Origin of the sequence: Massilia sp. IC2-476, from assembly GCF_020707295.1 — a bacterium.
Classification (GTDB): Bacteria; Pseudomonadota; Gammaproteobacteria; order Burkholderiales; family Burkholderiaceae_D; genus Telluria.
The window spans coordinates 17,458-42,443 of record NZ_JAJFER010000005.1 but is presented as its reverse complement, the minus strand read 5'-3'; the positions used below and the strand labels follow the sequence as shown (position 1 = coordinate 42,443).

19 protein-coding genes are annotated in these 24,986 nt (G+C 67.5%); 15 read left to right on the top strand and 4 right to left on the bottom strand.

Translation table 11 applies throughout. The annotated features are described in order from the left end of the window. Window positions 1-8: 8 nt before the first annotated feature. The 7 genes from LK539_RS14415 (at window position 9) to LK539_RS14385 (ending at window position 8,836) form a co-directional block, all read left to right on the top strand. The gene (locus tag LK539_RS14415) at window positions 9-575 is read left to right on the top strand and encodes a chorismate lyase (protein WP_229520738.1); all 567 of its coding nucleotides are present in this window, start codon (window positions 9-11) and stop codon (window positions 573-575) included. A gap of 2 nt (window positions 576-577) precedes the next feature. After that, the gene (locus tag LK539_RS14410; RefSeq protein ID WP_227801678.1) at window positions 578-2,629 is read left to right on the top strand and encodes a ribonuclease catalytic domain-containing protein; all 2,052 of its coding nucleotides are present in this window, start codon (window positions 578-580) and stop codon (window positions 2,627-2,629) included. Window positions 2,630-2,849: 220 nt separating this feature from the next. Next, window positions 2,850-3,704 carry a TonB family protein gene (locus tag LK539_RS14405; RefSeq protein ID WP_227801677.1) on the top strand — a complete coding sequence of 285 codons (855 nt, stop codon included), beginning with the start codon at window positions 2,850-2,852 and terminating at the stop codon, window positions 3,702-3,704. A gap of 6 nt (window positions 3,705-3,710) precedes the next feature. After that, a complete protein-coding gene (gene aroE, locus LK539_RS14400; protein ID WP_227801676.1) occupies window positions 3,711-4,520 on the top strand; it encodes a shikimate dehydrogenase in 810 nt (269 codons plus the stop codon). A 17-nt stretch (window positions 4,521-4,537) separates the two neighbouring features. Continuing rightward, window positions 4,538-5,257 (top strand): monofunctional biosynthetic peptidoglycan transglycosylase, encoded by a 720-nt coding sequence (mtgA, locus tag LK539_RS14395; RefSeq protein WP_227802088.1) that lies wholly within the window; start codon window positions 4,538-4,540, stop codon window positions 5,255-5,257. A gap of 110 nt (window positions 5,258-5,367) precedes the next feature. Beyond that, complete coding sequence (corA, locus tag LK539_RS14390) at window positions 5,368-6,333, top strand: magnesium/cobalt transporter CorA (RefSeq protein WP_227801675.1); 966 nt, start codon at window positions 5,368-5,370, stop codon at window positions 6,331-6,333. 163 nt (window positions 6,334-6,496) lie between these two features. Then, window positions 6,497-8,836 (top strand): DUF4214 domain-containing protein, encoded by a 2,340-nt coding sequence (locus tag LK539_RS14385; RefSeq protein ID WP_227801674.1) that lies wholly within the window; start codon window positions 6,497-6,499, stop codon window positions 8,834-8,836. A gap of 83 nt (window positions 8,837-8,919) precedes the next feature. Here LK539_RS14385 and LK539_RS14380 read toward each other — a convergent pair whose 3' ends face one another. Further along, entirely contained in the window at window positions 8,920-9,876 is a 957-nt protein-coding gene (locus LK539_RS14380; RefSeq protein WP_227801672.1) for an IS1595 family transposase, read from the bottom strand. Between the two features lie 37 nt (window positions 9,877-9,913). Beyond that, a complete protein-coding gene (locus LK539_RS14375; protein WP_227801671.1) occupies window positions 9,914-10,081 on the bottom strand; it encodes a hypothetical protein in 168 nt (55 codons plus the stop codon). Between the two features lie 21 nt (window positions 10,082-10,102). Here LK539_RS14375 and LK539_RS14370 point away from each other — a divergent pair, with 21 nt between their 5' ends. After that, entirely contained in the window at window positions 10,103-12,289 is a 2,187-nt protein-coding gene (locus LK539_RS14370) for a TonB-dependent siderophore receptor (RefSeq protein WP_227801669.1), read from the top strand. A 10-nt stretch (window positions 12,290-12,299) separates the two neighbouring features. Beyond that, the gene (locus tag LK539_RS14365; protein WP_227801668.1) at window positions 12,300-13,565 is read left to right on the top strand and encodes a PepSY domain-containing protein; all 1,266 of its coding nucleotides are present in this window, start codon (window positions 12,300-12,302) and stop codon (window positions 13,563-13,565) included. Between the two features lie 6 nt (window positions 13,566-13,571). Here LK539_RS14365 and hemL read toward each other — a convergent pair whose 3' ends face one another. Both hemL and LK539_RS14355 read right to left on the bottom strand, forming a co-directional pair. Continuing rightward, a complete protein-coding gene (gene hemL, locus LK539_RS14360; RefSeq protein WP_227801667.1) occupies window positions 13,572-14,864 on the bottom strand; it encodes a glutamate-1-semialdehyde 2,1-aminomutase in 1,293 nt (430 codons plus the stop codon). A 13-nt stretch (window positions 14,865-14,877) separates the two neighbouring features. Next, on the bottom strand, window positions 14,878-15,693 hold the full coding sequence (locus tag LK539_RS14355; protein WP_373889545.1) for a hydroxymethylpyrimidine/phosphomethylpyrimidine kinase: 816 nt from the start codon (window positions 15,691-15,693) through the stop codon (window positions 14,878-14,880). Between the two features lie 92 nt (window positions 15,694-15,785). On the opposite strand from LK539_RS14355, the gene LK539_RS14350 reads away from it, so the two are divergent. From LK539_RS14350 to LK539_RS14325, 6 genes are all read left to right on the top strand, one after another. Beyond that, complete coding sequence (locus tag LK539_RS14350; RefSeq protein WP_029755924.1) at window positions 15,786-15,938, top strand: rubredoxin; 153 nt, start codon at window positions 15,786-15,788, stop codon at window positions 15,936-15,938. 246 nt (window positions 15,939-16,184) lie between these two features. Then, the gene (locus tag LK539_RS14345; protein WP_227801665.1) at window positions 16,185-16,580 is read left to right on the top strand and encodes a PleD family two-component system response regulator; all 396 of its coding nucleotides are present in this window, start codon (window positions 16,185-16,187) and stop codon (window positions 16,578-16,580) included. Between the two features lie 25 nt (window positions 16,581-16,605). Beyond that, window positions 16,606-16,998 (top strand): response regulator transcription factor, encoded by a 393-nt coding sequence (locus LK539_RS14340; RefSeq protein ID WP_373889544.1) that lies wholly within the window; start codon window positions 16,606-16,608, stop codon window positions 16,996-16,998. Further along, on the top strand, window positions 16,995-17,528 hold the full coding sequence (locus tag LK539_RS14335; protein WP_227801664.1) for a chemotaxis protein CheW: 534 nt from the start codon (window positions 16,995-16,997) through the stop codon (window positions 17,526-17,528). Before LK539_RS14340 ends, LK539_RS14335 begins: the two co-directional genes overlap by 4 nt. A gap of 51 nt (window positions 17,529-17,579) precedes the next feature. Continuing rightward, window positions 17,580-19,820 (top strand): methyl-accepting chemotaxis protein, encoded by a 2,241-nt coding sequence (locus LK539_RS14330; protein ID WP_227801663.1) that lies wholly within the window; start codon window positions 17,580-17,582, stop codon window positions 19,818-19,820. Between the two features lie 15 nt (window positions 19,821-19,835). Next, window positions 19,836-24,977, top strand: a complete 5,142-nt coding sequence (locus LK539_RS14325) for an Hpt domain-containing protein (RefSeq protein WP_227801662.1) — start codon at window positions 19,836-19,838, stop codon at window positions 24,975-24,977. The last annotated feature ends 9 nt before the right edge of the window (window positions 24,978-24,986 follow it).

Below are 24,986 nucleotides of genomic sequence, written 5' to 3'. Positions count from 1 at the left end.
GCGCGTCCTTGCGCCTGGCGGCGTGGCAGCCGCATGTGCTCGCCGTGCGCGCGCCGGCGGCAATGCAGGATTGGCTCACGACCGAGGGCTCGCTGACGGCGCGCCTGATGGCGCACAGCGAGCGTTTCCGCGTGCGCCGGCTGCACCAGAACGCCGCTACCTGCCTGGCGGACGAGGCGCGGGCGATCGGCCTGCCGCGTCCGGGCCGCGTGTGGGAGCGCGAAGTGCTGCTCGAGTGCGACGGCGTGCCAAGGGTGTTTGGCCACACGGTCGTGCCGACCAGTTGCAGCGCCAGCGACTGGCCGCTGTTTTCGGCGCTGGGCGAACGTTCGCTCGGCACCACCCTGTTTTACGACCCGCTGGTGCGACGCGGCCAGCTGGAATTCGCGCGCATCCGCGCGGGCCATCCGCTGTTGAACCGCGTGCGCGCGGCGCTGGGCGGAGTCGAAGCATCCCATTATTACGCGCGGCGCTGCGTCTACCGCCGCCGTCAAGGCCTGCTGCTGGTCACTGAGGTATTCTTGCCTGCGGTGCTCGGCCTGACGCCGGCCACACCATTACAGAACACGAAATAAATATGAACGTTTTTTTTGAAGAGTCGGGCGACTTCAAGGTCGGCACCATCCTGTCGCAGGCGGGCGAGGCCTACCAGGTCGAACTGGCCAGCGGCAAGCGCAGCAAGGTCAAGTCCAAGGACGTGCTGATCCAGTTCGACAAGTCCGAGCCGGAAGCGCTGCTGGCTGCGGCCAAGGGCATCGCCGCCGAGGTCGACCTCGACTTCCTGTGGGAAGTCGCGGGCCAGGAAGAATTCGGCTTCGCCGAACTCGGCGCCGAATACTTCGGCCACGCCCCCCTGCCGCACGAAGCCGCCGGCCTGGTGCTGGCGCTGCACGCCGCCCCGATCTACTTCCACAAGAAGGGCCGCGGACGCTACAAGGCCGCGCCGGAGCAGACCCTCAAGGCGGCCCTGGCCGGCATCGAAAAGAAGAAGCAGCAGGCCATCATCCAGGCCGGCTACGTCGATGAGCTCAAGGCCGGCAAGCTCCCGGCCTCGATGCAGGCGATCGTGCAGCAGCTGCTGTTCAAGCCGGACAAGAACACCATCGAGTACAAGGCGCTGGAAGCGGCCGCCTCCGAACTGCAGACCACCGCGCAGCGCCTGATGCTGAGTACGGGCGGGCTGGCGTCGCCCAAGGAACTGCACATGTCGCGCTTCCTGTTCGAGCACTTCCCGCGCGGCGCCGGCTTCCCGCAAGTCGAGGTGCCGAAGGCGCCGGAAGACCTGCCGCTGGCAGACGTCGCCGCCTTCTCGATCGACGACGTGACCACCACCGAGATCGACGACGCCTTCTCGGTCGTCAAACTGGACGATGGCCTGGTGCGCGTGGGTATCCACATCGCGGCGCCGGGCCTGGGCATCCGCCCGGACGATGCGATCGACAAGATCGCACGCGCGCGCATGTCCACTGTCTATATGCCGGGCGATAAGATCACCATGCTGCCGGACGAGGTGGTGAACGCCTTCACCCTTGCGGAAGGCAATGACTGCCCGGCGCTGTCGCTGTATGCCGTGCTCAACCCGCAGGACTGGACCGTGGTCTCGACCACCACCCGCGCCGAGCGCGTACCGATCAAGAGCAACCTGCGCCACAACGACCTCGACGCGCTGGTCAATGAAGAGACGCTCGCCAGCGGCGAAGGCGAATATCCGCACAAGGAAGAACTGGGCCTGCTGTGGCAGTGGGCGCTGCAGCTGGAAGCGGGCCGCATGCAGAAGCGCGAAGCCTTCGGCCTGAAGCCCGAGCAGGCCAACCGCGTCGACTTCAACTTCTACGTGGAAGACGACGTGGTCACCATCGTGCGCCGCAAGCGCGGCGCGCCGCTCGACAAGATCGTGGCCGAGCTGATGATCTTCGCCAACAGCACCTGGGGCAAGCTGCTGCACGACTCGGGCGTGCCGGGCATCTACCGTTCGCAGGGTCCGGGCGCGGGCGGCTGGAATGCCAAGATCCAGGTGCGCATGGTCACCCACGCGGCGCTGCACCAGGGCCTGGGCGTGGACCAGTACGCATGGAGCACCTCGCCGCTGCGCCGCTATACCGACCTGGTGAACCAGTGGCAGATCCTGGCCTGCGCCTCCCATGGCGTGACCGCGCCGCTGGTGGCGCCCTTCAAGCACCGCGACGCGACGCTGTTCTCGATCGTCTCCGCTTTCGACGCGGCCTATGCGGCCTACAACGACTTCCAGCAGAACATGGAACGCTACTGGTGCCTGCGCTGGCTGGGGCAGGAGAATGCGAAGCAGGTCGACGCCGTGGTGCTGAAGGACGAAGTGGTGCGCCTGGTCGAGATCCCGCTGGTGGCGCGCCTGGCCGGCATGCCGCAGGTGGCCAGGGGCGCGCAGGTGAAACTGGATATCGTGCGCTGGGACGAAGTCGACCTGTCGCTGGAAGCGCGCCTGCTCGAGGTGGCGGCAGTGGCGCCGGATGCCTCGATCGGGCTGGAAGAAGAGGAAGAGGGCGATACCGGGGAAGCAGCGCTGGCGGAAGTGGTGGAGGCGGAAGGTGTCGTTGCTGCGGTCACGACGGAAGAAGGCGTGGAGGTCCCGGCAAACGCCGGCACGGCCTGATATCGTAGGGTGGGCGGGTCCTCCCGCCCACGCGCTCAACCGGCTGCAAGATCATCCCGAACAGTTATTCACCCGATAACTACCACCGCGTGGGCGGCAAAGCCGCCCACCCTACGAACCCCACCACACGCTGCCGTTGCAGGTTAGAATGCCCCATCCCTGACCCAACCGCCCGCCCCGGGCACGCGCAGTGAAGTATTTGCAAGATAACCGCCCCCTGATGATCGCCCTTGGCGTGTCCGTGCTCGCGCACGCGGCGCTGCTGGCGATCCGTTTCGCCGCGCCGGACGCCTTTCGCCAGCAGCCGGCGGATCCCGGGCTCGAAGTCATCCTCGTCAACGCCAAGCATGCGAACGCCCCGGTAAAAGCCGACGCCCTGGCCCAGGCCAACCTGGAAGGCGGCGGCACTGCCGATGCGGGACGCGCGCGCTCGCCGCTGCCCGACCTGCGCAAAACGGAGAACGGCGAAAGCATCAAGGCCCTGCAGCGCCGCATCGCCGAACTGGAACAGCAACAGCAGAACGTCCTGACCCGCGTGCGCGGTTCCGCCTTCAACGCGCCGCCCAAGACCGAGCAGGACAAGCCCGACCCGACCCGCACCGGCAGTGACGCGCTGGACACCAGCCGCGCCATCTCGCGCAGCGCGGCCGAGGTGATCGAGCGCATCGAAGACCAGAACAAGCGCCCCAAGCGCACCCAGATCACGCCCAGCACGCGCCAGGTCGGCTATGCGCTCTACTATAAAGAGATGCAGAAGCGGATCGAGGAAGTCGGCACCCTCAACTTCCCGCAGCAGAGCGGCCAGAAGCTGTACGGCGAGCTGGTGGTCTACATCCCGGTGTTCCAGGACGGGACCATCTACATGAAGGATGGCGGCCCGCGCGTCGAGCAGAGCTCGGGCAACCGCGCGCTCGACGCCGCCGCGCTGCGCATCGTGCGCCAGGCCGCGCCCTTCGGCAGCTTCCCGGCCAACATGCGCACCCGCGGCAAGGACGACCTGTGGGAAGTGATCACGCGCTTCCGGTTCACGCGCGAAGAAAAGATGCAGACCGAATTGCGAGGCGACGCAGGATGAGCAAACATGACAGATAAGTACTGCGTGATCGGCAACCCGATCGCCCACAGCAAGTCCCCGGAGATCCACCCGGTCTACGCGCGCCAGACCGGCCAGGACCTGGTCTACGAACGCTGCCTGGCGCCGCTCGACGGTTTTGCCGCGACAGTAAAACAGCTGGTGGCGGACGGCTTCCGCGGCGCCAACGTCACCCTGCCGTTCAAGCTCGAGGCGGCGCGCGTCTGCACCCGCCTGGAAGAACGCGCCCGCGCCGCCGGCGCCGTCAACACGCTGGTGTTCGCGAGCGGCGAGATCGTCGGCGACAACACCGATGGTCCGGGCCTGGTGGCCGACATCACCCGCAATGCGGGCGTCGCCATCGCCGGCAAACGCGTGCTGCTGCTGGGCGCCGGCGGCGCCGCGCGCGGCGCGCTGCTGCCCCTGATCCAGCAGGGCCCGCGCGAGATCGTGATCGCCAACCGCACCGTGGCCACCGCCGAGGCGCTGGCCCGCGATTTCGGCCAGTACGCGGTGCCGGTCAGCGGCATGGGCTTCGCGAGCGTCGCCGGCAGCTTCGACATCGTCATCAACGCCAGCGCGAGCAGCCTGGCGGGCGAATTGCCGCCGGTCTCGCCCACTGTGTTCGGCCCGGGCGCCCTGGCGCTGGACATGATGTACGGCAGCCAGCCGACCGTGTTCATGGAATTCGCTTCCCAAGCCGGCGCCGCCACGCGCGACGGCCTGGGCATGCTGATCGAGCAGGCGGCCGAAGCCTTCGCCATCTGGCGCGGCGTACGTCCCGACACGGCGGAAGTGTTCAGGAAGATGCGACCATGACCGCAAGCACGATGGCGATGGGGAAAACGAAAAAGGCCAGCGCGAAGACCTCGCGCCGCTGGCTCAAGTGGCTGATCCTCGGCCCGATCCTGCTGGTGCTGCTGGTGCAGCTGTACTTCTTCATCATGGTCTGCTGGTACTCGGTGTTCAATCCCGGCTCGACCAGCTTCATGCGCCAGCAGCTGTCCGAACTGCGCGAGAAGAACCCGAACGCGAAGCTCAAGCACGAGTGGGTGCCCTACGAGCGCATCTCGGTCAACCTGAAGCGGGCCGTGGTGGCCTCGGAAGATTCGCGCTTCGCCGAACATGGCGGCGTGGACTGGGAAGCGCTGGAAGCGGCCTATGAGCGCAACAACAAGCGCAGCAAGGTGGTCGGCGGCGGCTCGACCATCACCCAGCAGCTGGCCAAGAACCTGTTCCTGTCCGGTTCGCGCAGCTACCTGCGCAAGGGGCAGGAGATGATCATCGCCTTCATGCTCGAAACCGTGATGAGCAAAAAGCGCATCCTCGAGGTCTACCTGAACGTGGTGGAATACGGCCGCGGCGTGTTCGGCGCGGAAGCGGCGGCGCGCCATTACTTCCGCACCTCGGCCGCCAACCTGAACACCCAGCAGGCCGCGCGCCTGGCGGTGATGCTGCCCAATCCGCGCTACTATGACAAGCACCGCTCGACGTCCTACCTGATGCGTCGCACTGCGCTGATCCAGCGCCGCATGCGTTTCGCCGACCTGCCGTAAGTGCCCTCAGGGCACCGATCGGGACGAAATTGTCGTTACGGGGTGGCCCCGTGCAGGGCCTCTCAGGTACACTTGCGGCAAAATTTCGAATCCCGGCCGAGAAACAGCGCATGATCAACGTATTTGTCCTACAAAATGGCCGCCTGAACCAGGTCAGCGTCGACTCGCGCGAGGACCTGGAGAACGTGACGCCGGTCTGGGTCGACCTCAACGAGCCCACCGACGAGGAGCGCATCCTCGTCAAGACGACCTATGGCGTGACGCTGCCGGGCGAGGACGAGGTGTCGGACATCGAGGCCTCGGCCCGTTATTACGAAGCCGAAAACGGCGACCTGCACCTGCGCACCGACTTCCTGCTGGAAGAAGAGGACGGTCCCTCGCGCGTGGTAACGGTGGCGTTCATCCTGTCCGGGAAAATCCTGTTCTCGGTCCATAACGACGACCTGCCGGTGTTCCGCCTGGTGCGCCTGCGCGCGCGCTCGCGTCCCGGCTCGATCGAAGACTACATGGACGTGCTGCTCGACCTGTACGCCACCGATGCCGAATATTCGGCGGACGCGCTCGAGGGCATCTACGAGGCACTCGAAGAAGTCTCGACCCGCGTGCTGCAGAAGGAATTCACCGACCAGGACGCGGCCGCCGCGCTGAACGCGATCGCGCACGAGGAAGACTTGAACGGCCGCATCCGCCGCAACATGATGGACACGCGCCGCGCGGTCAGCTTCCTGATGCGCGGCCGCCTGCTCAACAGCGACCAGTTCGAGGAAGCGCGCCAGATCCTGCGCGACATCGAATCGCTGGACGGCCACACCTCCTTCCTGTTCGACAAGGTGAACTTCCTGATGGACGCCACCGTCGGTTTCATCAACATTAACCAGAACAAGATCATCAAGATCTTCTCGGTGGCCTCGGTCGCCTTCCTGCCGCCGACCCTGATCGCCAGCATCTACGGCATGAACTTCAAGGTGTTCCCGGAGCTGAACTGGAACTTCGGCTATCCGCTCGCGATCGGACTGATGGTCGCGGCGATGGCGGCGCCACTCCTGTATTTCCACCGACGCGGCTGGTTGCGTTGATGAAATAAAACGTCATTTTCAGGCGGGCGGTGAAAGAAAATTTCACTGCCCGTTTTTTTTGATGTGTGCCGAGCACAAGGCCGTGGGTTTTCAAGAGATTCCCCCACCCATCCATTCCCTATAATGGCACGGCGTTCCGCATCCACCTTCCTTCGTTCCCGCCATGGCCGACATCGCCGACGACCACCCCGCCAGTCCCGACACCAAAGCCTCGCTCAATACGCTCACGCCAGTCCGCGGAATGTTCGAGCGCCCACGCGACGTCGACTGGTACGCCTTCCGCATCGAGCGCGGATACTCGCATGTGCTGCTGTCGCTGCAGGGCGACGAGGCTCCGTCATACAGCGCCCAGCACTACGCGCTGGCCGTCTACGACGCCTGGGGGCAGGTCGTGGCCCGGCAGATGGCAGGCAGCTACGGGTTCTACCCGATGCTCGAATTCGTGGCGCTCAACGCCGGTACCTATTATGTCGCCGCGGCCTCGCTGTCCGATTCCAGCGCGCTGGGCGGCTACCGGCTGTCGGCGCAGTGGCACGACATCGTCGGCGACGATGCGCCCGGGCCCTGGACCCCCAAGCGCCTGGCGGGCGACGGCACGGTGGCCGGCAGCTTCGAGGTGGCCGGGGACACCGACTGGGTGGCATTCAGTGTGCGGCCCGGCATGCACTACGAGTTCACGGTCGAAGGCGTGGGCCAGCCCTACATGCCGCCAAGCGAAGTGGCGATCCTGGATGCCAACTACCAGCCGGTGCCTGGCCTGGGCTGGCAGTGGGGCTTCGACCCGAAGGCGGCGGGCGACTACCTGCTTGAACTGCGCTCGCTGGCGGCCGGAGGCTATAAGGTCAGGATGCTCGGCTGGAGCGACGACTACGCGGCCAGCGGCGAGGGCACCGGCAGCCTCGCGCCCGGCGCGCTGGCGGCCGGCGCGATCGAGTACGACCGCGACGTCGACCGTTTCCGGATGCAGCTCGAGCAGGACAACTATTACACGGTCACCCTGAAGGGCGAACAGCAGTTTTATTCCCTGTATCTCAAGGACGCGGCCGGCGCCACCGTCGCTTATTACTACGGCAATACCAACACTGAGAACATGCGTTTCGTGTTCCGGGCGCCGGCGGATGGGGAATACTTCCTCGACGTGGCGCAGTTGAACAGCTCGGTGGGCGGCGAGTCGCTGTCCTATACGGTCGCACTCGGCGCCGGCATGCACGACCTGGTGGGCAGCAGCATCGCAGCCGCGGCGCCGGCGCGTGCCGGGACACCAGTGCTGGGCGTGCTCGAAGCCGCCGGCGACCTCGACACCTACCGCATGAGCCTGGCCGGCGGCGAGCGCTATGCCCTCACGGTGGGCGCCCAGTCCGGCCAGCGCGAGTGGCTCACGCTGCGCGTGCTGGCGGCGGACGGCCGCACCCTGGCCTACGACGACGGCAGCGACCGCAACTATTCGCTCGCGCTCGACTTCACCCCGCCTGCCAGCGGCGAGTATTACCTGCAGGTGGGGCGCACGGGTTTCGGCAGCACCCCGTTCACGCTGCTGGCGCAGCCGCTGCGCGGCGACACGGCGGGGCCGGCGCTGCTGGCAAGCTCGCATCCCAACGGCGCCGCCGGCGTGCGCGTGACCGACAACACGGTGGTGCTCACCTTCAGCGAAGCGGTCGCGATCGACAAGTCGAAGATCAGCATCGTCGACGCGAGCGGCAAGGCGGTCGCCATGGCCACTGACGCAGACAGCAGCTACGCCAGCTGGCCCTTCGTGCAGGGCGCGCAGGTATTCCTGAAGACGGCCGATTTTCTGAAGCCGGGCAGCTATACGGTGCAGCTGCCGCGCGCGGCGGTGAGCGACCTGGCCGGGAACGCCTACACGGGACCGGACAGCCTGCGCTTTTCGACGGTGGCGCTGCAGGATGCCGGCACTCCCGGCGACGACCTGCTGGCGGGAGGGAAGGGCATGCGCATCGATGGCGGGGCCGGCATCGATACCTTGCTGCTGCCCGGCTCCGCGGGCAGCTACCAGATCCTGCGCGAGGCAGGCGCCGTCACGGTGCGCCAGGGGCTATTCGGCCTGCCCGACGTCGTGAGCGGAGTCGAGCGGCTGCTGTTCCAGAACCAGGCCATCGCGCTCGACATCGACGGCGCTGGCGGCCAGGCCTACCGCTTGTACCGGGCCGCCTTCGACCGCGCGCCCGACCTGAAGGGCGTCGGCTACTGGATGTCGCGGCTGGACGCGGGCGCCTCGCTGCTGGACGTCGCCCGCGCCTTCATCGGCAGCCTCGAGTTCCAGTCCCTGTACGGCAGTGCGCCATCGGATGCGGAATTCGTCCGCCTGTTGTACGCCAATGTGCTGCACAGGGCGCCCGACCAGGGCGGGCTGGACTACTGGATGGCGCGCCTGGGAGAAGGCCACCCGCGCGAGCATCTCTTGAAGTCGTTCAGCGAATCGCCCGAGAACCAGGACGCGCTGGCGGACATCATCGGCAACGGCTTCGTCTACCAGCCTTATTAGCCGCCGCCGGATGCGCGGCCCCGGCCATCAAAAAGAGGCGGGCGGTGAACCAGTTCACCGCCCGCTTTGCTTTGGCGCTGTCATCATTGAATGTGGAAGAGGCCGATCGCTGTCCGCAGGAGATGATCGGGGGCACCGATACGTCCCTCATCTAGGGCCCAGCGCCAGCCAAGGTAATTCGGTAGATAGCGCGACGCGACGCCGTGAAAGCGCGACAGCCAACTGCGCAGGCGCTGGTGGTAGGCATTCACGTTTTGCACGTGCACGGCGCCGCGCATGCGCTCACCGGCCCGCAGGTTCACAAAGGCATGCGCAATCCGGGCCTCGCGCGCGAAGGTACGGTACGCAACATGCCCGTCGGTTACCAACAGGACGTCAGGATCGAGCACGGGCCGCAAGTGCCGGTGCAGCTGCCTGGCCGTGACCGCAGCCCGTCCGGTCACGCAGGAACAGGTCTGGCCGGCACGGTCGCGCGCAACAAGGATACAGTCATGTTCCTGGCTGATGCCGCGGGTGCGGGCATGGCCTCCACGCTTGCGGGCAGGCCGACCCAGGCGGCGCGATCCCTTTTGCGATTCGAGGATGAACATCTCGTCTGCTTCTGCGATGCCGATGAGGCGCTCGGGCTGGTCGAGCCGTACCCCGTCCAGAAAGCGGTGGCGCCAGCGAAAGCTGGTGTTGCGATGCACTCCGATACGCTTGGCTGCCGCGCGCACGCTGCGCGAGTCGAGCATGTCCCTGAGGTAGTCGAGCCACTTTGATCGGTGGCGCAGCCTTGCGAGGGGCGTGCCAGTCAGGGCGCTGAAGGTGCGGCCGCAAGCGCGGCAGCGGTAGCGCTGCAGGCCGCGGACAATGCCATGGCGGTAGTGGCGGCTGTTGCCACATCCAGGGCAGCACAGGGGAGCCGAGCGGGCTCCGTCGATGGCTTCGCACACCTGATCCAGGCCAAGCGCGGGGCGCAGGGATTCAATCAGCAGCGATCGTTGCTGGCGGCTCAGCAAGCCTGCCTGCCGCAGCAGACGAAAGCCCGCGGCATACATGGTTCCTCCTGGTCATCGACCCAGGTTGGACCTCCATTCAGCTCAGCAGTTCAATTTCTACACTCAGCGGTGACATCGCCTTTGCTTTTGGCGGCGGCATATGGTCATTCCGGCATGGCAGCTTGACAATTGAATGAGAATCATTATCATTCGCATTCAAATATCGTGCTGCCGCATCGCGATGCGGATCAGCAATCGCTTTCACCACTCGCCATCTGGATAACTCATGACCATCAACACCTGCCGGACGCTCCGCCTGAACCGACTCGCCCTCCTGACTGCTGCAATCCTGCCCCTGGCCGCCCAGGCGGACGACGGGGACCAGGCCGGCGCCGGCATCCAGCAGGTGCAGGTCAATGCCCGCAAGCTGGGCGAGACCACGTACACGGCCGGCAGCGCGCGCAGCGCCACGCCGCTCGACCTGTCGCTGCGCGAGACGCCGCAATCGGTGTCGGTGGTGACCCTGCAGCGCATCGAAGACCAGAACCTGCAGTCGGTGACCGACATCGTCAACAACGTCACCGGCGTCTCGGTCAACCAGTACGAGACCAACCGCGCCGGTTTTACCGCGCGCGGCTTCGACATCGACAACCTGCAGATCGACGGCATCCCGACCACCTGGGACCAGGCCTGGAGCGCGGGCGAAGTCGCGGGCAGCCTGGCGCTGTTCGAGCGGGTCGAAGTGGTGCGCGGCGCGACCGGCCTGATGACGGGCGCCGGCAACCCGTCCGCCGCCATCAACCTGGTGCGCAAGCATGCGACCAGCCGTGCGCTCACGGGTGCGGTGGAGGCGGGCGTCGGCCGCTGGAACGAGCGCCGCGTCATGGGCGATGTCTCCACGCCGCTGAACGCAAGCGGCACCGTGCGCGCCCGCGTCGTGGGCGAGTACAGCAAGTCGGACAGCTGGGTCGACCTGCTGAAGAACGAAAGCAAGACCATCTACGGCGTGATCGACGCCGACCTGGGCCCGCGCACCCTGCTGTCGGCGGGCTTCAGCCGCCAGGACCTCGATCCGCGCGCCGGCATGTGGGGCGGCCTGCCGTTCTGGTACAGCGATGGCAGCAGGACCAACTGGGACCGCTCCAAGACCACAGCGGCCGACTGGGTCAGCTGGGCTTCGCGCTACGACAACGGCTTCCTGGCGCTCGAACACGGCTTCGACAACGGCTGGACCCTGCGCGCCAGTTATAACCATGCGAAGCGCATCGGCGACTCCTACCTGCTGTATCTGTCGGGCGTCCCGGACCGCGTCACCGGCCAGGGCATGAGCGACTTCGCCGGCTCCTATCTCACCACCACGAAGCAGGATGACTTCAGCTTGCAGGCCAGCGGCCCGTTCGAGCTGTTCGGACGCCGCCACGAAGCCAGCTTCGGCTTCAGCCGCATGTCGCAGAAGTTCAATTCCGACAACCGCGCGGCCGACTTCGGCGGCGCCAACAGCGCGGTGGGCGATTTCCATGCCTGGAACGGCGCCGCCTATCCGACCCCGTCCTGGGGCGCGCCAACCTTCTATGAAAGCGCCGAGACCACGCAGTCGGGCCTGTACGGCGTGGCGCGTTTCGCGCTCGCCGATCCGCTCAAGCTGATCGTGGGGGCGCGCGTCACCGACTACGAGAAGAACGGCCGCGGCCTGTGGACGACGGCGTATGCAGTCAAGCACGAGAACGAGCTTACGCCCTATGCGGGCCTGGTCTACGACCTCGGGCGCAACTGGTCTGCCTACGCCAGCTACACCGACATCTTCCAGCCGCAGAACCGCAAGGACATCGCCGGCAACATGCTCGAGCCGATCGTCGGCAAGAATTACGAACTGGGCCTGAAGGGCGAGTTCTTCGGCGGCCGCCTGAACGGCTCCTTCGCCGTATTCCGTATCGAACAGGACAAGCTGGCGCAGGATGCCGGCCGGATCGACCGCGACGGCGACGGCCCGCTGCTGGAAGAGAGCCACTACCGCGCCGCCGAAGGCGCGAAGAGCGAAGGCGTCGAGTTCGAGCTGTCGGGCGAACTGGCCCGGGGCTGGAACGCCACCGCCGGCTACTCCGTGTTCCGCGCCAGGGATGCCGGCGGCGCCCACGTCAACAGCATCTATCCGCGCCAGCTGCTGCGCGTGTTCACCACCTACAGGCTGGCCGATGCGTGGAGCGGCCTGACGGTCGGCGGCGGCGTCAACTGGGAAAGCCGTACCTGGACGCTCGATCCGGCGGCGCCGAAGGGCAGCACCGGCCTGATCGAGCAGGATGCGTTCGCCCTGGTGAACCTGATGGCGCGCTACGAGTTCAGCCCGCGCCTGTCGGCCCAGCTCAACATCGACAACCTGTTCGACAAGAAGCACTTCGGCATGTTTGCCGCCTACGGCGCGCTGACCTGGGCGGCGCCGCGCAGCGCGTCGCTGTCGCTGAAGTACCGTTTCTGAGGACGAAGCCATGCGCGCATTCTGGACCCTGGTGCACGGCTACGCCGGCCTGTTGACGGCGGCCTTCCTGTTCGTCAGCGGCCTGACCGGAGCCGTGATCTCGTGGGACCACGAGCTCGACGACCTGCTCAATCCGCACCTGATGGAGGCGCACACGCCGGGCCGCGCCCAGCCGGCGCTGCTGCTGGCGCAACAGGTGGAGGCGCGGTATCCGCAGGTGCGCGTCTCCTACGTGCCCCTGCACGCCGAGGAGGGCAGGTCGCTGGCCCTGGGCGTCGCGCCGCGCTACGACGCGGGCGCGAAGGCCATGACGGAGCCGGGCTTCAACCAGGTCTTCCTCGATCCGGTCACCGGCGCGGAACTGGGCAAGCGCGAATGGGGCGCCGTCTGGCCGATCAGCCGCGAGACCTTCGTCTCCTTCCTCTACCGCCTGCACTACACCCTGCACATGCCGGAGATGTGGGGCATCGACCGCTGGGGGATCTGGCTGCTGGGCGTGATCGCGATGATCTGGACGGTGGACTGCTTCGTCGGCTTCTACCTGACCCTGCCGCTACGCCGGCGCCAGGCCGCGCAAGGGGGAGGGGGCGCGGGCGGCAAGTCCTGGTGGGGGCGCTGGAAGCCGGCCTGGAAAGTGCGCTGGAGCGGCGGTTCCAGCAAACTCAATTTCGACCTGCACCGTGCGTTCAGCCTGTGGACCTGGGCGCTGCTCCTGATCCTCGCCTTCACGGCGTTTTCCCTGAACCTGTACAGCGAAATCTTTTATCCGGTGATGAAGACCGTGTCCGAAGTCACGCCGACGCCCTTCGACACCCGCCCGATGAAGCTGGGCGCCGACGTGATCAACCCGCGCGTGGGTTTTAGCGAGGTAGTCTCGACGGCCAGCAGGGAGGCGGCACGCCGGAACTGGGAGGCGCCGGCCGGCGGCGTGTTCTATTCCCAGGAATACGGCATCTACATGGTAAGTTTCTTCGAACCGGGCAACGACCACGGCACGGGCGGCGTGGGTCCGCCGGTGCTCTACTACGACGGCGTCGACGGGCGCCTGCTGGGCGAACGCCAGCCGTGGAAGGGCAGTGCGGCCGACATCTTCGTCCAGGCCCAGTTCCCGCTGCATTCGGGACGCATCCTCGGCATCCCGGGACGCATCCTGATCTCCTTCATGGGCGTGGTGGTCGCCATGCTGAGCGTGACCGGGGTCGTCATCTGGTGGCGCAAGCGCAGTTCACGCAGGGTCGCGAAGACCCTGCGTGCGGACGAACTGCAGGAAGCCTAGGCGCTCTTAGCCGATGCGCGCGAACACGCGGCGCGCGGCCTCGACCGTCTCGTCGATCACCGCATCCGTGTGCTGCGCCGAGACGAAGCCCGCCTCGAACATCGCCGGCGCAAAGTACACGCCTTCTTCCAGCATGCCGTGGAAGAAGCGGTTGAAGCGCTCCTTGTCGCCGGCCATCATCTGGGCGTAGGTCGAGGGGATGCTATTGCTGAAGTAGAAGCCGAACATGCCACCCACCGCGTCGCCGCAGAAGGGAATGTCGGCTTCCCTGGCAGCTTCGGTCAGGCCCTTGACCAGGCGCTCGGCGGCGGCGCCGAGACGATCATAAAAGCCCGGCGCCTGGATCAGCTTCAGGGTGGTCATGCCCGCCGCCACCGCGACCGGATTGCCCGACAGCGTACCGGCCTGGTAGACCGGGCCGATCGGCGCCATCTTCTGCATCAGTTCCGCACGGCCGCCAAAGGCCGCCACCGGCAGGCCGCCGCCGATCACCTTGCCCAGCGCGGTCAGGTCCGGCGTGATGCCGTACATTTCCTGGGCGCCGCCGAGGCCGACGCGGAAGCCGCACATCACTTCGTCGAAAATCAGCACGGCGCCGTGTTCGGTACACAGTTCGCGCATGCGGTTCAGGAATTCGGGCGTGGCGCGGATCAGGTTCATGTTGCCGGCCACCGGCTCCACGATCACGCAGGCGATGGTGTCGCCCATCGAGGCAAAGGCGTCTTCCAGCTGCGGGACGTTGTTGTAGTCGAGCACCAGGGTGTGCTTCACGAAGTCTTCCGGCACCCCGGCGCTGGTCGGATTGCCGAAGGTGAGCAGGCCGCTGCCCGCCTTGACCAGCAGCGAATCGGCGTGGCCGTGGTAGCAGCCTTCGAACTTGACGATCTTGTCGCGGCCGGTGGCGCCGCGCGCCAGGCGCAGGGCGCTCATGGTCGCTTCGGTGCCCGAGGAGACCAGGCGCACCTGCTCGATCGAAGGCACCAGGCGGCAGATCTCTTCGGCGATCTCGATCTCGCCCTCGGTCGGCGCACCAAAGGAGAGGCCATTGGCAGCGGCAGCCTGCACCGCCTGGATGACTTCCGGATGCGCGTGGCCGACGATGGCCGGGCCCCAGGAACCGATGTAGTCGATGTAGCGCTTGCCGTCGGCATCCCAGAAGTACGGGCCCTCGGCGCTGGTGATGAAGCGCGGCGTGCCGCCCACCGAGCGGAAGGCGCGCACCGGCGAATTCACGCCGCCCGGCGTCGTCTGCTGGGCGCGGGCGAACAGTTGGTCGTTCTTCGAGGTGTTCTCAGTCATGGTAGCGAAGGGCTCAAGCCCGGTAGAATTTATTGGGAATGAACTTGCCCATGCCGAAGCGCTGGGCGTGTTCGAGGGCGCCGGTGGTGTAGTCCTGGGCGGCGACCAGCGCCTCGGGCGCCTCCATGCCGCGCGCCATCAGGGCCGTAAAGGCGGCCGAATAGGTGTTGCCGGCGCCAACAAAGGGGCCGGGCAGGTGCTTCCATTCGACCTGGGCCACCACGCCGTCGGCGTCGAACAGGGTATTGGAACAGGCGCCCGTTTCGTCGCGGGTGCCGGTAACCAGCACATACTGGCAGCCGGCGTTGGTCAGTTCGGCCACGTCTTCGAGCAGCGAACCCTCCGTGCCCACAGTCTGGTCCACTTCGCGCCAGGTCTCGGCCATGCGGCCCAGCTCCGACTGCGACAGCATCAGCACCGTGGTCTGGGGCGCCAGGATCGAACGGATCGCCGACAGCATCTCTTCGTCGGCCAGGCCGGAATCGGGCAGGGCGGTGAGGAAAGGGTCGAGAATCAAGGGAGCGTCCGGGTAGTCGGACACGATTTCGGCGATGGCGGCCAGCTGCAGCACGGTGGCGACGGCGCCGACCTTGAAGGCGGCCACCGGCATGTCTTCGAGCAGGACCCGGGCCTGGTCGGCCATCCAGTCGCTGTCGACTTCATGCAGTTCTTCGACCTTGGCGCTGTCGGCCACGAGAATGCCGGCGACGACCGACAGCCCATGGCACCCATGCGCGGCGAATGCGGCCAGGTCGGCCTGCACGCCGAGCGCGCCGACCGGGTCGGACACGCCAAATGTCAGGATGAGGGGTAACGGTTGGTTTTGCACGACGGCTGCATTAATATACGCGACTCTCCATTCTACTAGATACAAGGACCCATATTGTGAGTACTGATTCGACGGCCCCATTCCAGACCTGGATGTGCCTGATCTGCGGCTGGGTCTACGACGAGGCGGCCGGTGCGCCGGACGACGGCATCGCCCCCGGCACCCGCTGGGCCGACGTGCCGATGAACTGGACCTGTCCGGAATGCGGCGCCCGCAAGGACGATTTCGAGATGACCGCCATTTGATCTCGTAGGGTGGTCGGCTTTGCCGACCGCGCGTCCAACCGTGTTTGAATAGAGACAGCGTGTCCATTCAGGCGTCGGTCGAACGCGCGTACGGCAGAGCCGTACACCCTACAAATTGCAATAACGTCAGCTGAGTTTTCAAATTGCTACGTCAATCTGCGTGTAACAGTTGACGTACTGCAACACACTACGCACAAGGGATAAGCCCTGTGCTATCGTGGCGCTTCATGCTGAAGTGAAACGAAAATGACGACATCGCCGCAAGCAACCGGCCTGACCATCATGGTGATCGACGACAGCAGCACGATCCGCCGCTCCGCCGAAATCTTCCTGACCCAGGCCGGCTACCAGGTGGTCCTTGCCGACGACGGCTTCGATGCGCTGGCCAAGATCAACGACCACCACCCCGCGCTGGTGTTCTGCGACATCCTGATGCCGCGCCTCGATGGCTACCAGACCTGCGCCCTGATCAAGAAGAGCGCGCGCTTCCACGCGACGCCGGTGCTGATGCTGTCGTCCAAGGACGGCCTGTTCGACCGCGCGCGCGGCGCGATGGTCGGCGCCAGCGCCTACCTTACCAAACCGTTTTCCAAGGACAGCCTGCTGGCCGCCGTGCGCGAGCACACGGCCGGCAAGGCCTGAATCCGATTACCGAACCGAGTCCAACGTGGCCATTCACAACATCCTGATCGTCGACGATTCCCCGACCGAGCGCTTCTACCTGACCGACATCCTGGTGCGCGCCGGCTATGCCGTGAGCACCGCTGTCAACGGCGAAGAGGCGATCGACAAGATCCGCGCCGAGCGCCCGCAGCTGATCCTGATGGACGTCGTCATGCCCGGCGCGAACGGCTTCCAGGTGACGCGCTCGATCGCGCGCGACCCGGAGCTGGCGGCGATCCCCGTCATCATCTGCAGCAGCAAGAACCAGGAGACCGACCGCATCTGGGGCATGCGCCAGGGCGCCAGGGATTACCTGATCAAGCCGGTCGACCCGGGCCTGCTGCTGGCCAGCATCGCCGCGCTCGACCAGAAACCGGCCACCGCGGCGGCGGCATGACCGCCGAAGAAGGACGGCCCGACCCGGCCGCGCGGCGCGAGCGCCTGCGCGAATACCAGGACCAGCTCCTCGAGCGCATGCAGGCCGCCAAAAGCGGCGGCGGCGCTCCGATCCAGCAGCTCGGCATGCAGGTGGGCGCCACGCGCTACCTGCTCGACCTGGTGGAAGCGAACGAGATCGTCCCGCTGGTGCCGCTCACCCGCGTGCCGCTGACGCTGCCCTGGTATCTCGGGCTGGCCAACGTGCGCGGCACCCTGGTCGGCGTGATCGACCTGGCGCGCTACCTCGGCGAAGACAGCCTCCCGGCCTCCGGGCCGTCGGCGCGTCTCGTCACCTTCGCCCCCACGCTCGGTTTCAATTGCGCGCTGCTGGCCGACCGCGTGTTCGGCCTGCGCCAGGCATCAAACATGGAGCGCGAGGGCGAGCGCCTGCGCGACGCGGACGGAAACACGTGGACGCCGCTGTCGCTGGCGGCCCTGGTGCGGGAAGAGCGCTTCCTGCACGTTGCGCAACAAGCAGACCAACGCTAACCCACAACAGCAGGACCAGGAGCCGGTATGGGATTCGCCTCGAAACTCAGCATGAACGTATTCTCGAAGGACAGCGAGGACGACGATACCGTCCTGGCGTCGCCCGATACCGAATTCGGCCCGGGCGTGCTGCCGCAGCATCCTTCGGCCGACGCGGGGCCTGCGCTGCACGGTTCGGCCGAAGCCGCGGCGCGCCGGCTCGGCAACACCCGCCCGCGCAAGCCCCTGAATGCCCCGGTCGAAGACGAGGACCTGCGCCTGCCGCTGATCGGCCACCTGTCGCTGTCGCGCCAGCTGCGCCTGGTGCTGGCCGCTTTCGTGGCCGGCATCCTGCTGACCGTGCTCTCGATGTGGCAGAACGCGGCGCGCACCGACGTGGTCTCGACCCAGGGCCAGATCGCGGCCGACGCCCTGATGCACGCCCAGCGGGTGGCCAGGTCGGCGCCGAACGCGCTACGCGGCCAGACGGACGCCTTTGCCGAACTGGACGACAGCCGCGCCGAAGTCGGGCGCCTCCTGACCCTGCTGGCGCGCGGCGGCCAGGCCGGCGGCCATGCAATTCCCGGCGCGTCCGGCGAACTGGTGCCCTTGCTGGCCAAGGCGCGCTCCGGCTGGTCGGCCTCGAATGCGTCCGCCGCCACCATCGTCGGCAACAAGCGCCACCTGGTCGGTTTCGGCGCCGGCGTCGCGAAATTCGAGCCGCTCGCCACCGAGCTGCAGTCGATCGCCGAGAAGCAGCCGGGCAATACCGCCCTGGGGCGCCTGACGGCCCTGGGCGACCGCCTGTCGGTCACCACCCATGCCTTCCTGAGCCCGGGCGCGGCCTATCGCGACGCCGCCCGTGCCATCGCGCGCGACAGCGCCGAACTGGGCGCGCTGCTCGACAGCCTGTCCGACGGCGGCACCCCGCTCGAACCCGCCCTGCGCGAGCGCGTGCAGGATGCCCGCACCGCCTTCAAGACCTGGCAGGAAAGCCTGGCGCCGCTCTCGACCAACCTGCACAACTTCAGCGCCGCACGCAGCGCCGAGCAGGTGATCGCGCGCGACAACGAGGGCCTGCGTTCGGCGCTTACCCGGGTGCAGGGCGAATACCGTCGCCAGCTGGGCCAGAAGAGCGGCTGGTTCTGGCTGCTGGTGGGCGCCTCGGTGTTCACGCTGGCGATGGGCGGCAGCTTGAGCCGCGTGATGCTGCAGGACTCGCGCAACCGCACCCGCGGCGCCGAGGCGCGCCGCCGCGAAGCCGAGGCGATGCGCCAGCTGGCCCAGGCCAAGGAAGAAGAAGCCAAGGCCACCAATGACCAGAACCAGGCGGCGATCCTGCGCCTGATGAACGAACTGCAGGAAGTCGCGGACGGCGACCTGACCGTGCACGCCACCGTGTCGGAAGACATCACCGGCGCGATCGCCGACTCGGTCAACTACACGGTCGAGGAACTGCGCGAGCTCGTCTTGCGGGTCATCAGGACCACCGAGCAGGTCACGCGCGCATCAGGCAGCGCCCAGGCAGTGTCCACCGAATTGCTGGGCGCGGCGGAACAGCAGTCGCGCGAGATCCAGGAAGCGTCTGGCACGGTGCTGCAGATGGCGGCGCAGATCGCGGGCGTGTCGCGTTCCGCAACCGAATCGGCGGACGTGGCGCGCCAGTCGGTGGCGGCGGCGGAGCAGGGCGCGCAGGCGGTGCAGAACGCGATCCTCGGCATGAACGAGATCCGCGAGCAGATCCAGGAAACCTCGAAGCGCATCAAGCGCCTGGGCGAATCCTCGCAGGAGATCGGCGAGATCACCGAGCTGATCTCGGACATCACCGAACAGACCAACGTGCTGGCGCTGAATGCCGCGATCCAGGCCGCGTCGGCCGGCGAGGCGGGACGCGGCTTCTCGGTGGTGGCGGAAGAGGTGCAGCGCCTGGCGGAACGCTCGGCCGAAGCGGCCAAGGGCATCGGCGCGCTGGTGCGCACCATCCAGGCCGACACCCACGACGCCGTGGCGGCGATGGAAAAGTCGACCCAGGGCGTGGTCGAGGGCGCGCGCCTGTCCGACGCGGCCGGCGCAGCGCTGGCGGATATTTCGCGCGTGTCGAACCGCCTGGCGGAGCTGATCCAGGCGATTTCCAGCGCAGCTGAACAGCAGGCGACGTCCGCCAACGGTGTGGCCCATAATATGCAGCACATCCTGTCGGTGACCGAGCATACCCAGGGCGGCACGCGCCAGACGGCGCAGTCGATCCGCGAACTGGCGCTGCTCGCCCAGGAACTGAAAGATTCGGTGTCGCGCTTCCGCGTGGCTGCATAACCTGACTGAAAACACATGACGAACCCTGCCTCCCAACGCCTGCCTGCCTTCGATACCGGTCCCCTGTCCTGGGTGATTGGCGAGATCCGCGACGCGCTGGGACGCTCGGGCACCGCCCTGCGCGACGCCGCCAACCGCAGCATCGAGGCGCAGCCGACCCTGCTGCTGCACGCGAAGACCCACCTGCACCAGGCGCACGGCGCGCTGCAGCTGGTGGACGTCGAGGGCGTGTCGGTGCTGGGCGGCGCGGCCGAACGGCTGATCGACCGCTTCAAGGATGGCCAGCAGGCCTGCACGCCCGACTCGGTGAAAGTGATCCAGGATGCCTACCAGGCCCTGGTCGAATACCTCGACGAACTGCTGGCGGGCAGCCCGCAGCAGCCGGCGCGCCTGTTCCCGTACTACCGCGACCTGCAGGAAAAGCTGGGTGTCGAACGCATCCACCCGTCCGACCTGCTGCCCGCCGACCTGGGCAAGGACGCCGATCTGCAGGCGCCGGCGATGGCGAATCTCTCCGGTTCGGCGCCGGACATCGCGGCCTGCCGTGCGCGCTTCGAAAAATCGCTGCTGCCCTACCTGAAGAGCGGCGAAGCGCAGCACGCGGCCGGCATGCGCGACGCCCTGGCGCCGATCGCCGCCAGCCAGGAGGAGCCGCGCGCGCGCCTGTTCTGGCAGGCGATGCACGCCTTTGCCGGCGTGGTAGCCGATGCCGCGGTCGAGAGCGACCTGTACGTGAAACAGCTGCTGGGCCAGGTCAACCTGCAGTTGCGCCGCCTGACGCAGGGGCAGGGCGGCACCCCGGATGCGATGCTGCGCGACGCGCTGTTCTTCGTTGCCGCAGCCAGCCGGCCGAACGCCGACGCCCAGCGCCTGCGCCAGGCCTGCGGCCTGGACGGCCTGGTGCCGCACGATTATGCGGCGCGCCGCTACGGCCGCATCGACCCGGCCGCCTTGCAGGAAGCGCGCGACGCGCTGGCGCGCACCAAGTCGGACTGGGACCGCATTGCCAGCGAAGGCGACCTCGGGGTCAAGGAAGATTTCAACCAGCAGCTGTCGCGCCTGGCCGGCGCCAGCGAGAAGCTGGGCGCCCCGGCGCTGGCCCAGCTGATGCGCGAACTCGGGCGCGCCGCCACGGATGCGATGCAGGCCGGTCGCAGCGACGACTTCGGGCTCGAGATGGCGACCGCCATGCTGTTCGTCGAGAACGGCCTGGACCAGCTGCGCCAGCTGCCCGAGGACTTCGCCGCGAACGCGGAAAGCGTGGGCGCGCGCCTGCTGGCCCTGGCCGCCGGCGAAACCCCGCCGGACGCCCCGCAATGGCAGGGCGAGCTGGCGCGCCAGATCCAGCAGGGCCAGACCGTGGCGGTGCTGGCCGGCGAGATCAAGGCGGGCCTGCGCCAGGTCGAAAAGCTGCTCGACGAGTACTACGACAAACCGGGCAAGCGCGAAGTGCTGCTGCAGGCCGAGCCGGTGCTGCACCAGCTGCAGGGCGCGCTGGCCATCCTCGACCAGGACCAGGCGGTGCAGGCCGCGCGTCACGTCGCCGGCGAAGTCAAGCTGCTCGCGGCCAGCGACGGCGAGGTAACAACCCAGTCGGCGGTGCTGCACAACATCGCCCAGAACATCGGCGCGCTCGGCTTCTTCACCGACCTGCTGGCCCAGAACAGCGAGGCGGCCAAGGGGCGCTTCACCTTCGACCTGGACAAGCGCCTGCTGCGCGAGCTGCCCTTCGAATTCGTCGAGGCGGCGCCGGACACTGCGGCGCCCGAGCCAGCGCCGCAGGAAGCGACGATCGAATCCGAGCTGCTCGAGATCTTCATCCTGGAAGCGCAGGAAGTGCTCGGCTTCGTGCTCGATACCTTGCCGCTGGCCGAGAGCAACCCGGCCAGCCAGGAAACCCTGACCCTGCTGCGCCGCTCCTTTCATACGCTCAAGGGCAGCAGCCGCATGGTCAGCCTGGAGCGCTTCGCCGAAGGCGCGGCCGCGGTCGAACGGGTAATGAACCTGTGGCTGGCCGAGTCGCGCAGCGCGACGCCGGAGCTGTTGCAGCTTCTGCGCCGGGCGCACGCGGAACTGTCCGATTGGGTGGCCGACCTGGTCGCCGCCGGCACGTCCGAACGCGACAGCGCGGACCTGGTGGCGGCCGCCACGCGCGTGCAGGAGGGCGGTGCGCCCGCGCTCGAGCCGGAACCGGCAGCGCAGCCTGATACCAAACGCATCGGCGAACTGGAGATTCCGCTCGGCCTGTACACCATCTACCTCGACGAAACCGAGGGCCTGGTGGAGGCGCTGGCTGACGATTTCGAGGCTGGACGGCACGCTTCGCCGGAGGCCCTGAAGGCGGCGCACACGCTGGCCGGCACCTCGTCCACGGTCGGTTATGCCGCGCTGCGCGACCTCGCCCATGCGCTGGAGCTGGTACTGGAAAAACTGGCGGCGCCAGGCCCGCTGCTCGACGACAGCGGGCGTGCGCTCCTGGATACGACCCTGGCGCGCGTGCGCAGCATGCTGCAGGTGTTCGCCCTGGGCGAACTGGCCCCCGGGCAGCCGGAGCTGATTGAGCAACTCGCCCAGCTGGAGGAAGGGCTGGCCAGCCAGCAGGCTGCCAGCGTGTACGGCGGGGCCGATCCGGCGCTGGCGCACCAGCTCGATGCGCTGTTCGCCGCCGCCTACGACGAACTGCTGGCATCGCCCCCGGTACTGGTGCAGACGCCCGCCATGCGCGCGGCCGAGGAAAAGGCGAGCGCGGTCGACGAGATCGACGACCTGTTCGACACCTTCCTCGACGACGCCTTCGCCGCCCCCGCACTCGACCAGGCGGCGCCGGCGCAAGCGCAGCCGGCCTTCGTGCCGGTCACGCCGGACGAAGCCGTGCTGGAAGCGGCGCCGGAATCCGTGCCGGCCGAGCCGCAGCCCGAGCCGGAACCTGAGCCGGCACCCGAACCCGCGTCGGAACCGGTCGCTGCGCCGGACGACAGCGTGCTGGCCACGGTCCCGGTCTTCACCGACGAACTCGACCCGGACCTGCTGCCGGTCTTCCTGGAAGAGGGCGCCGACCTGTTCCCGCAAATCGGCAATGGCCTGCGCCAGTGGCAGCAGAACCCGCAGGACCACGGCATCGCCCAGGGCCTGCAGCGCGCGCTGCACACCGTGAAGGGCAGCGCCCGCATGGCTGGCGCCATGCGCCTGGGCCAGCATACCCACGAGCTGGAAACCCAGATCGAGAACATGGTGCATGCCGGTACGACGACGCCGGCAGCATTCGATGAACTGCTGGCCAACTATGACAGCGCGCTGCTGCTGTTCGAACAACTGCAGCGGCCGGCCAGCCCTGCTGGACAAGCCGCGGCGCCGGCGCCGGCCGAGCAGCCGGGCACGCGCGCCCCGCTGGTGCGGGTGCGCGCCGACCTGCTCGACCGTGTCGTCAACGGGGCGGGCGAAGTGTCGATCACCCGCTCGCGCCTGGAGAACCAGGTGGGCACGCTCAAGGGCGCGCTGTCGGACTTCTCGGACAACCTGGACCGCCTGCGGCGCCAGATGCGCGAGATCGAGATGCAGGCCGAATCGCAGATCGCCTCGCGCCTGTCGATCGCCGGCGAGCGCGAATTCGATCCGCTCGAGTTCGACCGCTTCACGCGCCTGCAGGAACTGACGCGCATGATGGCCGAGAGCGTGAACGACGTCGAAGCCTTCCACGAAAGCCTGTCGCGCACGGTGGACAGCGCGCAGGAAGACCTGGCGGCGCAGTCGCGCATGACCCGCGACCTGCAGCGCGACCTGATGCGGGTGCGCATGGTGCCCTTCGCCAGCCTGTCGGAACGCCTGTTCCGGGTGGCGCGCCAGACCGCGAAGGAACTCGAGAAGCGCGTCAACCTCGACATCCGCGGCGGCGCGGTGGAAATTGACCGCAGCGTGCTGGAACAGATGGCCGCGCCTTTCGAACACCTGCTGCGCAATGCGATCGTGCACGGCATCGAGGACCGCACGGCGCGCCTCGAGCAGGGCAAGCCTGAAACCGGCGAAGTGCTGGTGCAGGTGAGCCAGCACGGCAACGAAGTGGCGATCGTGTTCAGCGACGACGGCGCTGGCCTCGACCTGGAGCGTATCCGTAGCAAGGCGCGTGCGCTGGGCCTGGTGGGGCAGGATGCGCAGGTATCGGACCACGAGGCCGCCGAACTGATCTTCGAGCCGGGCTTCTCGACCGCCGACACCCTGACCGAACTGGCCGGCCGCGGCGTCGGCATGGACGTGGTGCGTTCCGAAGCGCAGGCGCTGGGCGGCCGCGTGGTGGTCTCGACCGAACCCGCCAAGGGCACGCGCTTCTCGATCCACCTTCCCCTGACGCTGGCGGTGGCCCAGGTGGTGCTGGTCGCCAGCGGCGGCCGCACCCACGCGCTGCCCTCGACCCTGGTCGAGCAGGTGATGCAGGTGCGCGATACCGAGCTCGCTGCCGCCCAGGCCGCGGGATCGATTGCCGTGTCGGGCCAGCCGCATGCGCTGCATGCACTCGACGTGCTGCTCGGCGAGGGGAATGGCGGTGCGCCTCAGCGTGTGAATCCGGTGCTGGTCGTGCATGGCGCGGGCGGCCGCATCGCGCTGCGCGTGGACGAGGTGCTGGGTAACCGCGAGGTCGTGGTCAAGAACATCGGCCCGCAGCTCTCAAAAGTGCCGGGCATCGCCGGCGCCACCGTGTTGGGTACGGGCGAGATCGTCCTGATCCTCGATCCGGTGCTGCTGGCCCAGCGCCCGGCGGTGCCGGTCCCGGTCCAGGCCGAGGAAGCGCCGGCGAAGCGCGCGACCATCATGGTGGTCGACGATTCGATCACCGTGCGCCGCGTCACCCAGCGTCTGCTGGAGCGCGAGGGCTATGCCGTGATGCTGGCCAAGGACGGGGTCGACGCGCTCGAGCAGATCGAGCACGTCAGGCCGGACCTGATGCTGGTCGATATCGAGATGCCGCGCATGGATGGCTTCGACCTGACGCGCGAAATCCGCGCCCAGGAGGCGACCAAGGGTATTCCGGTCATCATGATTACCTCGCGGACGGCGGACAAGCACCGCAACTATGCGCTGGGCCTGGGCGTGAATGCCTACTTTGGCAAGCCGTATCAGGAACCGGTGCTGGCGGCGGCGATCGAAAGTCTGCTGGAGAAGTAGTAGGGTGGG

Coding starts and splice junctions, on each gene's coding strand:
- LK539_RS14410 (WP_227801678.1), top strand. CDS start 578: ATGAACGTTTTTTTTGAAGAGTCGGGCGACTTCAAGGTCGGCACCATC.
- LK539_RS14405 (WP_227801677.1), top strand. CDS start 2,850: ATGATCGCCCTTGGCGTGTCCGTGCTCGCGCACGCGGCGCTGCTGGCG.
- aroE (WP_227801676.1), top strand. CDS start 3,711: ATGACAGATAAGTACTGCGTGATCGGCAACCCGATCGCCCACAGCAAG.
- mtgA (WP_227802088.1), top strand. CDS start 4,538: ATGGGGAAAACGAAAAAGGCCAGCGCGAAGACCTCGCGCCGCTGGCTC.
- corA (WP_227801675.1), top strand. CDS start 5,368: ATGATCAACGTATTTGTCCTACAAAATGGCCGCCTGAACCAGGTCAGC.
- LK539_RS14385 (WP_227801674.1), top strand. CDS start 6,497: ATGGCCGACATCGCCGACGACCACCCCGCCAGTCCCGACACCAAAGCC.
- LK539_RS14380 (WP_227801672.1), bottom strand. CDS start 9,876: ATGTATGCCGCGGGCTTTCGTCTGCTGCGGCAGGCAGGCTTGCTGAGC.
- LK539_RS14370 (WP_227801669.1), top strand. CDS start 10,103: ATGACCATCAACACCTGCCGGACGCTCCGCCTGAACCGACTCGCCCTC.
- LK539_RS14365 (WP_227801668.1), top strand. CDS start 12,300: ATGCGCGCATTCTGGACCCTGGTGCACGGCTACGCCGGCCTGTTGACG.
- hemL (WP_227801667.1), bottom strand. CDS start 14,864: ATGACTGAGAACACCTCGAAGAACGACCAACTGTTCGCCCGCGCCCAG.
- LK539_RS14350 (WP_029755924.1), top strand. CDS start 15,786: ATGTGCCTGATCTGCGGCTGGGTCTACGACGAGGCGGCCGGTGCGCCG.
- LK539_RS14345 (WP_227801665.1), top strand. CDS start 16,185: ATGACGACATCGCCGCAAGCAACCGGCCTGACCATCATGGTGATCGAC.
- LK539_RS14335 (WP_227801664.1), top strand. CDS start 16,995: ATGACCGCCGAAGAAGGACGGCCCGACCCGGCCGCGCGGCGCGAGCGC.
- LK539_RS14330 (WP_227801663.1), top strand. CDS start 17,580: ATGAACGTATTCTCGAAGGACAGCGAGGACGACGATACCGTCCTGGCG.
- LK539_RS14325 (WP_227801662.1), top strand. CDS start 19,836: ATGACGAACCCTGCCTCCCAACGCCTGCCTGCCTTCGATACCGGTCCC.